The 12,862-nt window shown below is 61.9% G+C and carries 8 protein-coding genes; 2 read left to right on the top strand and 6 right to left on the bottom strand.

Annotated elements, in window-relative coordinates; genetic code table 11:
• Positions 1–149: 149 nt before the first annotated feature.
• Together U1A53_RS20340 and U1A53_RS20345 are read right to left on the bottom strand one after the other, a co-directional pair.
• Entirely contained in the window at positions 150–3,347 is a 3,198-nt protein-coding gene (locus U1A53_RS20340) for an adenylate/guanylate cyclase domain-containing protein (RefSeq protein WP_322283695.1), read from the bottom strand.
• A gap of 88 nt (positions 3,348–3,435) precedes the next feature.
• Entirely contained in the window at positions 3,436–7,080 is a 3,645-nt protein-coding gene (locus tag U1A53_RS20345; RefSeq protein WP_322283696.1) for a TonB-dependent receptor, read from the bottom strand.
• A gap of 168 nt (positions 7,081–7,248) precedes the next feature.
• On the opposite strand from U1A53_RS20345, the gene U1A53_RS20350 reads away from it, so the two are divergent.
• Positions 7,249–7,452 carry a magnesium chelatase domain-containing protein gene (locus U1A53_RS20350; protein ID WP_322283697.1) on the top strand — a complete coding sequence of 68 codons (204 nt, stop codon included), beginning with the start codon at positions 7,249–7,251 and terminating at the stop codon, positions 7,450–7,452.
• 57 nt (positions 7,453–7,509) lie between these two features.
• Positions 7,510–7,698: a hypothetical protein gene (locus tag U1A53_RS20355; protein WP_322283698.1), complete on the top strand. Its 189-nt coding sequence runs from the start codon at positions 7,510–7,512 to the stop codon at positions 7,696–7,698.
• 79 nt (positions 7,699–7,777) lie between these two features.
• Here the strand turns inward: U1A53_RS20355 and U1A53_RS20360 are convergent, their stop codons facing one another.
• The 4 genes from U1A53_RS20360 to mutL all read right to left on the bottom strand — a co-directional run bounded on the left by U1A53_RS20360 (position 7,778) and on the right by mutL (position 12,854).
• On the bottom strand, positions 7,778–8,110 hold the full coding sequence (locus U1A53_RS20360) for a septum formation initiator family protein (protein ID WP_322283699.1): 333 nt from the start codon (positions 8,108–8,110) through the stop codon (positions 7,778–7,780).
• A 6-nt stretch (positions 8,111–8,116) separates the two neighbouring features.
• Positions 8,117–9,403 (bottom strand): phosphopyruvate hydratase, encoded by a 1,287-nt coding sequence (gene eno, locus U1A53_RS20365; protein WP_322283700.1) that lies wholly within the window; start codon positions 9,401–9,403, stop codon positions 8,117–8,119.
• A gap of 231 nt (positions 9,404–9,634) precedes the next feature.
• The gene (locus tag U1A53_RS20370; protein WP_322283701.1) at positions 9,635–10,918 is read right to left on the bottom strand and encodes a DUF1501 domain-containing protein; all 1,284 of its coding nucleotides are present in this window, start codon (positions 10,916–10,918) and stop codon (positions 9,635–9,637) included.
• Between the two features lie 79 nt (positions 10,919–10,997).
• Complete coding sequence (mutL, locus tag U1A53_RS20375; protein ID WP_322283702.1) at positions 10,998–12,854, bottom strand: DNA mismatch repair endonuclease MutL; 1,857 nt, start codon at positions 12,852–12,854, stop codon at positions 10,998–11,000.
• Between the last annotated feature and the right edge of the window lie 8 nt (positions 12,855–12,862).

Here is a 12,862-nt window from a genome sequence, read left to right on the forward strand (position 1 = left end):
CTACCCTTAATTCCCCTGCCCACCAAGGGGGCAATTCGGTGGTCTGGGGGAATGGAGGGGATCGGCTCATGCAGCGGGTGTCGTATCCTTGGATACCCGCGTTCCAGCCGTCTGTTACAGCGCGGCATTCCAAATCCCGGAATAGCGGCCTACTTTTCCTTCAAATCCACCACGCCGGCCTCGGATTTTTCGCCTTTGGCGAGGAAGTCGAGGAAGAATCGGGCGGGGCCGTCGCCGTGGAGGCGGGTTTGGTCGGCCTGGGTGAAGAGGGTGCGGGCGTGGAAGGGATCGCCGGACTCGAAGGCGGCGAGGGCGTCGTGGTAGGTGTGCGCCCAAGACGGGAGCTCGGTCTGGGAGGCGGGGCCGAGGAGTTCGTACACGGTGGTGACATCATGGCGGCCTTTGACGCGGAACTGGCCGACGCGGCGGGTGCAAAACTCGCCACCGAGGTGCGCATGCACGGCTTCGCTGAGCAGAATGTTGGTGCCGAGGGCCTTGTTGAGGCTTTCGAGACGAGCGGCGAGGTTCACGGCGTCGCCAATGAGGGTGTAGTCGATGTGCTTGGAACTGCCGATGTTGCCAGCAACGACTTCGCCAAAGTGCAGGCCCACGCGGGTGCGGAGTTCATCTCCTCCAACGATGAGCTTGGCGTTTTCGTAGAGTTTCCAGGCGGCGCGGACGGATTTCAGCGGTGCCTGTTCATCGGCAAACGGGACACCCCAGGCGGCGAAGATCGCGTCGCCGATGAATTTGATGACGATGCCGTCGTGATCGAAAATGTGACTGGTGGTGCGCTCGAAGTAGCCGTTGAGGTTCTCGACGATGCGCTCGGGATCGCGCACGCGCTGGCACATGTCGGTGAAGGATTCGATGTCGGTGAACATCATGGCGGCCTGGGCCTTGTCACCGCCGGGATCGAGCTGGAAGCCTTCGTCGGTGAGGCGTTCGAGCATGCGGGGGGAGAGGTATCTGGAGAAGGCCTCACGCAGCTTTTCCTGCTCCTTGGTGAGCTTCAGGCGGAAGAAGCGCTCGATGTAGAAGTGCGCGGCGGTGCCGCCGACGAGTGCCACCGGCATCTGTACAAAGGCCGCGACGCTCCACGGGAACCACACGCGTCCGTAATGAACGGCCAGCACCCCGGCGATGGCCAGACTGACGACTCCAAGCACGGTGAACATCAGTCCGAAGAGCGGACGCACGCGAGAGAGACCGAGACCGGCCACCCCGGCGACTGCGAGGATGAGGATGAGATCGCTGCCGTGGCTGCTGCGGGTGAGCCAGTTTTGCTGCAGCAGATTGGCCAGGATGCTGGCCTGGATCTCGACACCGCTCATCAGGGGAAGGTTGCCGCGGCGATCGAGGCGGTGGAAGGGCGTGGAGAACAAGTCCTCACCGAGTTTCGGGCTGACGATGCCGGCCTTGCCGCCAATGACGACCACCTTGTCCCGGAAGAAGGACGGATCGACACCATCGAGCACGTTTTTGGCAGAGACGGCGGGAATGGCGGCGACGACATCCGGCTGGTCGGCATGCGGTGGCGGGCCGATGTAGTTGATCCAGCGTGGTTCGAGGCGCGTGGCCTCGTCGAGCTTCACACCGAGCAGAGCAGCAGTCTTCCAGGTGATGGAGGCTTCATCGCGCGTGCCGGTGGCAAGTTCGCGCACGGTGAAGCTGTCGTCATGGATGAGCGTGACGAGACCGAAGTCGTCTGCGGCGGCGAGGAGTGTATCATTCGGCGGGATGAGCTTCTCCCCGACGGCACCCGTCTGGCCGAGCAGCTCGCGCCCGCAGGCGAGCAGCACCACGCCGCGCCGCGCACCGGGGATGGGCTTGTCAGCGGCATCGACACCGCGGAATTGCCGAATCGCATCAGCAAAGGTCTGATCGACGGCTTTGTCGGGCCATTCACGGTCAAAGATGACATCATAGACCACGGCGCGTGCGCCGGCCTCGCGCAGTTTGTCGAGCAGCGGCGCCTGCACGCGGCGGTCGAGCAGGTCGCCTTCCAGTTGATCGAGATAAACGGCTCGCACATCTTCCGCGCCGCCGGCGCGATGCACAAGGAAGGGCAGGTCGTAGCTGAGTGTCACCAGGCCCTCGCCAAGCCTGCGCAGGGCCAGATAGCCAGTGGCGGCGCAAAGCAGCACGCTGAGGATGGCGGTGACGATGCGAGTGCGCCGTTCCGTGCGCCAGAGAAGCGCCCCGGCCGTTTTTTTTACGGCAACGGGCGGGTTTGCACCGGTTTTCTGCCTGGCGTGTGAGGCGGAATGTGGTTTGGACGCGGGCTTCGGTGTGAGAGGAATCTCGGTGACGGGCATCTGCGCCTGTCGTTCCGCCGTCAGCCGGCCCACGGGCACCGCCACGGTGCTCGCCGTGCTCTCGCGAAAGTTGAGCGCCACGGTGAGCCGCTCAAGATCATGCCGCATCTGCACGGTGGTGGCGTAGCGGTCCTCTCGGTTCACCTGCATGGCCTTGTCGATGACGACATCGAACCGGCGGTCGATACCGGGCACGAGGACGGAAGCGGGCTTGAAAGCACCGCGCGGCAGCTCGCCAGTGAGCATCTGGTAGAGCATGACGCCGACGGCGTAGAGATCTGCGCGCCCGTCCACCTGTGTGCCCGGCGTGTACATCTCTGGCGCGATGTAATCGGGGGTGCCCACGGCATAACCGGTGCGCGTAAGACCGCTGTGTGCCGGGTCATGCAGACGCGCAAGGCCGAAGTCGGCCACTTTGACCTGGCCCTTCTTGTTGATGAGCACGTTGGCCGGCTTCACATCGCGATGCACGATGCCCAACTCATGCGCGGCACCGAGCGCATCACACACATGCACGCAAATCGTGCGCGCCTGCTCCGGCGTCAGCCTGGACTGCTCGGCGATCATGCGTGCCACGTCGGTGCCATCGACCAGCTCCATGACGAAGAAAAGCTGGCCTCCTGCGGTCTGGCCGGAGTCGAACACGCTCACGATGTGGGGATGAACCAGCTTGGCCATGAGCCGCGCCTCGTTCTTGAAGCGCTCTGCAAAGCTGGGGTCTTCGTCCGCGAGACCCGGCGGCAGGATTTTGACCGCCACAGCACGATCAAGCTGGATCTGCACGCCGCGATAGACCGCACCCATGCCACCGCGTCCGAGCAGCTTGTTGATTTGATAACCGGGAAGCAGCGCCTGAAGCGCCTGCGGAGTGGGCGGCTGCCAGTGCTTCGATCCTCTCGTCGCCTGCGTGGGTTCTGCCGCGAAAGCGAGCGCACGGGCTGCGGCGGAGTCCGCCACACTGTCTGGCCGCGAGCCGCCCGGTGACAATGCGTCTTCCGGCGGAGGCTGGGGCGGGCTGGGATCGCTCATGAGGGAAATGCGTGCCGGATTGGGTTTTCTTGATCAAGACAGAGCCAAGACCGGCAAGCAAAGACTCCGCACGGCTCGAATGCGAACGCTAAAAACTGAAACGGCAGCGCACCACAAAGGTTCGCTCCCGGGCGATGTCAAAATAAGGGCTGAGCGGGCTGAGCTGGTAGTCCTGGTCGCCGATGTTCAGCAGCCCGGCACTGACCTCACACATGTTGCGATGGAAGCGGTAGCCGGCAAAGGCATTGAACTGCCAGAATTCATCACCTTGCCGCGGTGCCGTGCCGGCGGGCAGTCCGCGCGGATCATCGCCGAGGTATTGCGAATACCAGTTTCCCTCCATGCGGGCGAAGAAGCCGCGCGGCGAGTTCCAGTTCAGCGAAAGGCCGATCTCATGCAGCACGGCGCGGTCTTCCACATCGGCGTTGGGCATGAGGGTCTGTGGAATATCGGGAAACGTGGTACGCAACTCGGACTGGGTGATGCGGTAGCTCGTGCCCAGCGCCCACTCGCGGCTGACGAGCTGGTTCACCGTGGCCATGATGGACTCTTCGCGGTAGGAGAGCCGCTGCGGCGTGCTGCCGGGAAAGTAGGCCGGAGTGATCGGAAACACGCCGGAGGAGTATCCGTCGAAGACTCCCAGAGTACGATCCACCTCCTGCTCGATCACATTGCCCGTGATCCCCCACCAGGTCTTCGTGGGCAGGCTGCCCTCGAAGCTCAGGCCCCAGCTTTGAAAGCGCGGTGTCTCCACCGAGCCGGCGATCGATTCGGAAATGATCGTGCGGTAGCTTTGATTGAACCCCGCGATCTGCACCGGCTCCAGACGCACGCTTTCATCGAAGGTCACACCACCCAGACCCTGGGTGTAGGCACCGCGCACCTGGAACCAGCGCGAGGGCGTCAGAATCAGCCCCGCCTTGCCGGAAACGCGCTCATCCTCGCGCTGCCGGTCGTTCACCGGTGGATTGCGGAAATTGTCGGGATGCTCGATGTGATCCCAGGCGATGCCGCCGATCAGCGTGAGCCACGGTGCCGGGCTCCAGAAGTCGTAGGCATAAAGGCTCACGCGCTGGAAATCGACCTCGGTGCTCTGCTCCGCCGCAGGCGTGGAAAAACCGCCGAGGAAGGTCGGGCGGTTGATGGTCATGCGCGTCATCGTTTCGAACTCGCCCGCCTGGAAACGCGCGCCAGCCAGCAGCGTGTGCTGGCGCATCTGCTGGATGTGCTGCAGCTCCGCCGTGTAAATCTCAAATCGCCGTTGCGTCTCCACCTCGAACGGCGCGGTGGCCACCCCCAGAACACTGCCAGAACCGATGAACGGCGCGATGGCACCCAGCAGTGCAGGGGAATACGTCAGCGACACACCATCCAGCGCGATGCCCACGCTGCCCGCCAGCGCCGGATCGGTGAACACATCGAAAAATCCCACCGTGCTGATCAAACCCGGACGCATGGCCGCGTCATCCCGCGCGATGAGAAGCTGGTTCGCACTCGGATCTGAAAGCCGCTGTTCGGCGCTGAGTCTTCCTGCCAGGAACAGCGTGTGTGATCCCGGTGCCCAGCGGTGGTTCCATCCTGCCAGCAGCAATCCCGGCCGCTGATCCTCCTGGAAGAACACCTGCGGGGCCAGCGGCTGGTTGTTATAGGTGTCAAAGTTGTCCCCGCTCTCCTGCGCCGCCCATTTGCCAAGAAAATAGAAGGTGTCGTCAGGACTGGCCTGCCACTTGAACTGGGCATAGATCTCCTGCAGCGAGGCTTCGTTGTTGTTCCGCGTTCCGTGGTCATCGCGGTAGGCGTAGTCGATGCCGAAGCTCACATCGCCATAGGTGCCGAACACTGACGCCGTGGAGCGCACCTCCCCCGTGCCGCGCCACTCGTGCGCCAGGCTGGCCCCCATGCCGTCTGCCTCCAGCAGCTTTGAGTACTCCTGCTGCGAGACGTATTGCGAGAGCGGCCCGCCGCCCACCGGCGAAAGCAGATTCGAGAGCAGCAGTTCATTAAACCACGGCGTCTCATAGCGCAGCGAGATGCGCTTGGGATCGCGCAAGGCATTGAAGGCGTTCGCCAGGAACAGGTGCGCGGAGGCGTTTGTGTAATCGCTCTGCACCGCCCGTGCCGCCTCCCGCACCGCCACGGCGCTCATGCCGTTGTTCTGGTAGATGCGTGCGAGATTCGCCCCGCGTACCGCACGGTCCTGATCCAGCAGAAACTCGGAGCGGTACACGCGGCGGTTGTCATTCAGGCGGATGGACTCCTGCATCTCATCAATGGCGCGGTTCGTCTCATTGTGCTGCTGGCTTTCAATGGCGGAATAGAGCCACGGTGTCGGATCATTCGGATCAAGCTGGCGGGCGAGGCCCAGATCCCTGAGCGCGTCCTCACGGCGGCCCTCCACACTGAACACCTTGCCCAGGTAGCTGTGATAAATAGACCTCAGAGGCTCCACCGTGGCCGCCGTCTGCACATCCGCACGACCCGCCGCCACATCACCCCGTTTGATTTTCGTGAGGCCGAGTCCCAGCCAGCCGCTGCCCAGCGCCCCATCCAGCCGCACTGCACGCTCAAACGCCTGCCGCGCCTGGGCGATCTCGTTTTCCGCGCTCAGCACGAATCCATGCAGCGCGTGCGCCTGCGCATTCCACGGCGTCAGTTCCAGCCCGCGCTGCAACGCCGACTTTGCCGCCCGCGTGTGGCCGAAGGAAAACTCCAGCTCCGCCAGCCGCACCCACGCATGCCCGTTTTCCGGCGAGAGCTCCGTGGCCCGCTGCGCCGCTTTCAATGCCTCTTCCAAGCGTGAGCGCGATTGCAGGTAATAGCTCTCCGCCAGCGCTTCCGACGCCGAAGTCAGGCTGTGCAACGACCACTCCGGTGCCTCCTCAAATCTCACTGCCGCGATCACGCGTTCCAGCGCCCGGCGCATGGAATGCTCCTTCGGCACACCGCCCAGCAGGCCCTGCGCCTCGTCCACCCGGCCCACGGCGAGCAGAATGGCCGCGTCCAAGCAGCGCCCTGCCACGCCGCCAGTGCCTGTCTGTGGCAGCAGCCCTACAGCGTGCAGCAGATCCCCCTGCGCATAGGCCGCCAGCGGCGTCGCGGCGGCAGGCGGCAGCACGGCGATGCCCGCCGAGTCCAGATCTCCTTCCGCTCCGCGCTTGGTGCTCAAAGCTGACTCCAGTTCGGCCGGATCGACCACCGCAGGATAATACAGCGCCCATTGCAGAATGTTTTTCGCCTCAATCACCGCCGTGCGCTTCGGCATCTGCCCTGGTGTCGCCTCAGCCGCCTCACCTGAGCTGATCAGCACGCTTCCCTGCGGATTGCTCACCTGCACGCTGCCTTCCAGCACTTGGTAAAACGTGCGCCCGCCCGCCCCCACGCTCACAAAAAGCTGCGTCCCGCGCAGCGCGCCGTTCGCTGCGGGGGTTTTGATATCGATCTCCCCGCTTTGCTCGCGGCTGAAGATGAACAGCGCCCCGCTGGTGAGATCCAGCTTCGGCTTGCTGTCGTCGAGCAACTGGGGCGAAATTTCAATCGTCGTCAGTTGCTCCATGCGCATCGTGTACAGGCTCGTCAGCCGCACTGTGGCCCGGCTGCGCTGCCGTGTGCGGATGCGGTCCCGTACCGCCAGCGCCTGCTCCCGTGCCGCCGGCTGCCACGCCCCCTCCGCGCCCGCCGCTGCCTGAACAATGTTCTCGATCTCGACAACCCGCGCCTCCTGTGCGTGAAGCATCGGAGTAACGGCGAGTGTGAGCACAAAAATGAGCTTAATTCCCTTCACGGCGCACATTTCTAGGTGTTTCGGATGCTTTGAGCAAGCCTGGAGACACCAGCAGTTACCATCAGCCAGCTCAAATCAGTTCCCTGCGCTTGGTATGAGTCACTGAATAGTCCCCGCCACATGATCGCCCGTACCTATTCCGCCACGCTCATCGGCGTCAACGCCGTCGAGATCGAGGTCGAGTCCCACGACGGCGGCGGCAATCCGAAGATGTTCATCGTCGGCCTGCCGGATACCTCGGTGAAGGAAAGCCGCGAGTACGTCACCGCCGCCATCAGCAGCAGCGGTTTCATCATGAACGATGCCCCACCACCGTTGTTCTGACGCGCAATCCTGACGCATTGCTGCGTGCGTGTATTGGCTGCCTATAGGCTTGGCGACATGGAGGGCATTCGCGCATCTCTGGTGAATTTACCAGACATCACGCGTCTATCACCCGGCGAGCGTGCCGTGACCGCCGGTCTGCTGTCTTTGACTGGCAAAACCGCTCAGGCCTATCAGATCGCCGAACGGATCCCTAATGTGACACTTCTGGACGAAGAGCGTGTGTTTTTGAATCGTGCCAAGTGATCCAGGGTCCGCTCGTAAAACAGTTCGCTCGTTGCGAGAGAAGATTGCAACCACGGGACGTGGTTAATGGACCTGTTCGTTACTGCCCCTCAAACCGCAGTATATATTCGCCCTCTTTCTGGAGGTGAAGGCGGTCGCGGGCGGCGGTTTCGAGATAGGCGTTGTCGTTTTTGACCCACTCCATGCGGCGCAGAAGCTTGTCGCGGTCGGCTTTGAGCGTGTCGCGTTGCTCTTTGAGCTGATCTAGTTTTGTGCGCATGGCAAGCTGCTCATCCAAGGGATTGTCACACAGGACATAGATCACTGGAACGATGAGGAGCAGCAGAACGAAGCGGGCGAGCTTGAGAAAGGCGCGCATCCAGAACTCCCAGGGAGCCTGGGGTTCGGATGCGCGCACTTCTCGGTAGTTCATCGGGTCTTAGACTTTCATGCGGCCACCAAAGATGGCGTTTTCACCAAGTTCCTGCTCGATGCGCAGGAGCTGGTTGTATTTGGCAATGCGGTCGCTGCGGCTCATGGAGCCGGTCTTGATCTGGCCGCAGTTCGTGGCGACGGCGAGGTCGGCGATGGTGTAATCTTCGGTTTCACCGGAGCGATGGCTCATGACGGCGGTGTAACCATGACGGTGAGCGAGATCGACGGCGTCGAGGGTCTCGGTGAGAGAGCCGATCTGGTTCACCTTCACGAGGATGGAGTTCGCCACGCCCAGGTCGATACCCTTCTGGAGGAATTCGACGTTGGTGACGAAAAGATCGTCGCCGACGAGCTGGGTGGTGGCACCCATTTCCTTGGTGATGATGTCCCAGCCTGCCCAGTCACCTTCAGCGCAGCCGTCTTCGATGGAGATGATCGGGAACTTCTTCTTCAGCTCGGCGTAGTAGGCCACGAGTTCGGCGGCGCTGCGCTCGGACTTGTCGGACTTCTTGAAGACGTATTTGTTCTTGGCCTTGTCGAAGAACTCGGAGGAGGCGACGTCGAGAGCGATGAAGATGTCTTCACCGAGCTTGTAGCCGGCCTTGTCCACCGCCTGGGCGATGACTTCGAGGGCGTGGTCGGCGCTCTTCAGCGTCGGGGCAAAGCCGCCTTCGTCACCGACGGCGGTGCTGAGGCCGAGATCGTGCAGGATTTTCTTCAGCGAGTGGAAGATTTCCGCGCCGTAGCGCAGCGCCTCGGAGAAGGTCGGAGCGCCTTTCGGCATGATCATGAACTCCTGGAAGTCGATCGGGGCATCGCTGTGAGCGCCGCCGTTGATGATGTTCATCATCGGGACCGGGAGCACCTTGGCGTTCGGGCCGCCGATGTACTTGTAGAAGGGCATGCCGAGCGTCGCTGCAGCAGCCTTGGCGACGGCAAGAGAGACTCCGAGAATGGCGTTCGCGCCGCACTTGGATTTCGTCTTCGTGCCATCGACTTCGAGCATTACCTTGTCGATACCGACCTGGTCAGCAGCGTCAGCGCCGATGAGGGCGTCCGCGAGTTCGTTGTTCACGGCATCCACGGCCTTGAGCACGCCCTTGCCAAGGAAACGCTTCTTGTCGCCGTCGCGCAATTCAAGAGCCTCGTGTTCGCCGGTGCTGGCACCGCTAGGAACTGCCGCACGCCCCATGGCACCGCCTTCGATGTACACATCCACTTCAACGGTGGGGTTTCCGCGTGAGTCGATGATTTCGCGTCCGATGATGCGTGCGATGTTGAGTTCGTCCATGAGAATAGATTATTTAAGTTTTGCTAATTAATTGGGATTTTTCAAGAAGGTTTCCAGAAATCTCCGGGGGAGCGGGCTTCATACACGGATGCAGCGGCCGCTCAAACGGTAGTTTAACACCCGAAGCAGGACATGAGCCATGTTCGCGTGTGCAGGAAGGAGCGGAGGAGTGAGGCGGAATGCCTCCCTCCATTCCAAACGGATTTGCCTTCATCCAAACTCACCAGCCAATCAGCCAAACAGTGCGGTGATCGGCTTGCCTTTGTCGGCGACGGTGAAGGGGCGCTTGCTGGGGCTGTAGAGCACCTGATCGAGCGGAATGCCAAGGGCGTAGGCGATGGTGGCGTTGAAATCAGGGATGGCCACGGGGTTTTCGACGGCTTTGTCGCCGCTTTCGTCGGTGGCACCATAGACCTGCCCGCCACGGATGCCGCCACCAGCCATGAGGCAGGTGAAGCCAGTCGCGTGGTGGTCGCGGCCATCATTTTGATTGATCTCGGGCGTGCGGCCAAATTCGGTGGCGAGGACGACGAGTGTATCCTGCAACATGCCACGGGATTCCAGATCCTGAAGCAGGGTGCTGAGCGCGGAGTCGAGTTCGTCGCAGAGTTCGGGCACGCGGGTGAAGTTGGCGTTGTGGGTGTCCCAACTGCCGAAGGAAACCTCGGCAAAACGCACGCCGTGCTCGACGAGGCGGCGGGCAAGAAGACACCCCTGGCCGAAACGGTCGTTGCCGTATTTGGCGCGCAGGGCGTCGGGTTCAGCGGTGAGATCAAAGGCTTTCAATTCCTCGCTCTTCATCATTTTGAGAGCGTCGTCATACATGTCGGCGTAGGCACGGACATTTTTGACGTTATAGGTGTCGGCAAACTGGCGGTCGAGCTGCTTGGCGACGCTGAGGCGGCTGTTGAAACGCTCTTCGGTGAACCATTGGTTGGTTTTGACATTGTTGATGCCGCTTTCGGGATCATTGATCATGAGTGGAGCAAAGCGGCTTTCGAAGAAGCCGGCACCGGGATGGCGGCTGTCGTTGCCGATCATGACACTGCCTGGAAGCGTGGGATTGCCACGATCCTGAAACTTTTGCAGCCACGCACCCATGGTGGGATGGCGAATGCTGCTGCGCTGAGTGTAGCTGGTGTGCTGATAATAATTGCCCTGCTCATGCGCCCCTTGCGTGGTCATCATGCTGCGGATCACGGCGAGCTTGTCCATCTGCCGGGCGATGAGCGGAATGTTGTTGGAGACACGAATGCCATCGACGTTGGTGTTGATGACCTTGGTCAACCCCATGATGTCGGTCTTTTCCGGCTTTGGGTCGAAGGTGTCGAGGTGGCTCATGCCCCCGTTCATGTACAAGTAGATGACATTGCGCGCGGTGGCGGCCTGCTTGAGCGGCGAGGTGCCGAGACCGGGGGCGGCGATCACACGGGAGGCGGCACTGACACCAAGGAAGGTCTTGGCCACACCGGAAACGAAGGCGCGGCGGGAAAGATCGTGACGGAGGGAGTTCATGAGGTGGACGAGGGTTTTGGGAGGTGCGCCCTTTAACGCAGCCTCCACGCCGACTTATCACCCGATTTGATCCTTTGTGCTACCCCGGCGCACGGCGGCCGAATTTGCGCTCCAGTTCGGCGGTGGAGATTTGCACCAGCGTGGGCCGCCCATGCGGGCAGCAGTAGGGCATTTCGCAGGCAAGAAGGTCTTTGAGCAGCCCCTGCAGTTCGGGAATGGAGAGCACGTCGTTGCTTTTGACGGAGGCACGGCAGGCGGTGGTGGCAATGGCGTCCTCGCTGAGGCGCAGTGAGGAGGACTTTGTGCTGAGGCTGCTGAGTTCTTCGATGACTTGGTCGAGCCACGCGGCAGGATCGTCGGTCTTTAAAAAAGCGGGCAGTGCCTCGGCCTTGAAGATGTTCGGGCCAAAGGGTTCGATCTCGATGCCCAGACGGCTGAGGGCGGCCTGATTTTGCTTCAGCAAATCGGCATCACGTGGTGTGGTTTGCAGGGTGACCGGCATCAGCAGTCGCTGACATGGGACACCACCCGTTTCGAGGGCGCGGCGGAACTTCTCAAAGTTCACCCGCTCATGCGCCGCGTGCTGATCCATCATCACAAGGCCTTCTTTGCTTTCCATCAGAACGTAAAGCTTCTGCAAAACGCCGATGATGCGGAAATCGGGTGGTGACGGCGAACTTTCGGGTTCGAGATCCGGTGCCGCGGCAGGTTTTTGGGCGGCCATTTGATCCTTATGCTGCGTTGCTGCCTTTGCTGAGGTGCGAATCGAAAGAGGTGTCGATTGAGAAGGTGCCGGAGTCGGCTCCAACTGGCACAAGGGGGCCGAGGAAGTTGCCACGGGCATGACGAACTGCTCTTGACGACTGATTGCAGGAGGCTGCCCGCCTGGCTTAGAGGAGGCGACGGGAGTGGGGCGCGCAGGCGCATGGCCTGTGGGCAGTTTGGTCGCGGTTTCGAGCGTGCGGCTCACGCATCGTGCGATGGCGTCACGAACCCCGTTGCCATCATGAAAGCGGACTTCCTTTTTCGCCGGATGCACGTTCACATCGAAAGCGTGCGGGTCCATCTGGATGAACAGGAAAGTCACCGGATACTGGCCTTTCATCAAGGCGGTATGAAAGCCCTCGCGCAGGCCATAGGAGATGCTAGGGCTCTCAATCGGACGCCCGTTCAGATACGTCGTCTGCATCTGCCGATTCGAGCGGCTCATGCCCGGGCCGCCGATGTAGCCGGACACGGTCACACCATGCAGCGTGGTTTCCTCGATTTTGAGCAGGCGTGAGGCCAGTTCATCGCCCACCAGCCCCCGGATGCGCTCCAGCATGTCGCGCGTCGCCGGCAGGTGCAAAACGAGCTCACCATTGTGCGTGAGCGTGAAGGCTACCTGCGGATTGGCGATGGCGTGCAGGCGCAACTGCTGCTCCACATGCGCGAACTCGGTGTTTTCGGTCCTCAGGAACTTGCGGCGGGCCGGCACGTTGAAAAACAGCGATCTTGCTTCGATGACGGTGCCGGGAGCGCCGCCATGATCACGCACGGCCATGAGTTTGCCGCCGTTCACCTCGATTTCGGTGCCGACAAGCGCCTCCTTCTCGCGTGTTGCGAGCCGAAAACGCGACACGCTGGCGATACTGGGCAGCGCCTCCCCGCGGAAACCGAAGGTGCAGATCGCTCCAAGGTCTTCCTTGGTGCGGATCTTGCTTGTCGCATGCCTTTCAAGACAAAGCATGGCATCTTCCCGGTCCATCCCGCTCCCGTCGTCCACAATGCGAATCATCGCGATGCCGCCGCGTTGTGCATGCACCTCGATGTGGCAGGCGCCGGCATCCAGGCTGTTCTCCACCAGTTCCCGCACCAAGGCAGCCGGGCGCTCCACGACCTCCCCCGCCGCCACCTGGCTGGCGAGAGCATCTGGAAGAATGCGAATTTTGGACATGAATCTCG

The organism is Prosthecobacter sp. (assembly GCF_034366625.1).
Taxonomy (GTDB): domain Bacteria; phylum Verrucomicrobiota; class Verrucomicrobiia; order Verrucomicrobiales; family Verrucomicrobiaceae; genus Prosthecobacter.

Bases quoted from the DNA above. Each gene is read 5' to 3' on its own strand.
- U1A53_RS20350 (WP_322283697.1), top strand. From the start codon at position 7,249: ATGATCGCCCGTACCTATTCCGCCACGCTCATCGGCGTCAACGCCGTC.
- U1A53_RS20360 (WP_322283699.1), bottom strand. From the start codon at position 8,110: ATGAACTACCGAGAAGTGCGCGCATCCGAACCCCAGGCTCCCTGGGAG.
- eno (WP_322283700.1), bottom strand. From the start codon at position 9,403: ATGGACGAACTCAACATCGCACGCATCATCGGACGCGAAATCATCGAC.
- U1A53_RS20370 (WP_322283701.1), bottom strand. From the start codon at position 10,918: ATGAACTCCCTCCGTCACGATCTTTCCCGCCGCGCCTTCGTTTCCGGT.
- U1A53_RS20340 (WP_322283695.1), bottom strand. From the start codon at position 3,347: ATGAGCGATCCCAGCCCGCCCCAGCCTCCGCCGGAAGACGCATTGTCA.
- mutL (WP_322283702.1), bottom strand. From the start codon at position 12,854: ATGTCCAAAATTCGCATTCTTCCAGATGCTCTCGCCAGCCAGGTGGCG.
- U1A53_RS20355 (WP_322283698.1), top strand. From the start codon at position 7,510: ATGGAGGGCATTCGCGCATCTCTGGTGAATTTACCAGACATCACGCGT.
- U1A53_RS20345 (WP_322283696.1), bottom strand. From the start codon at position 7,080: ATGCTTCACGCACAGGAGGCGCGGGTTGTCGAGATCGAGAACATTGTT.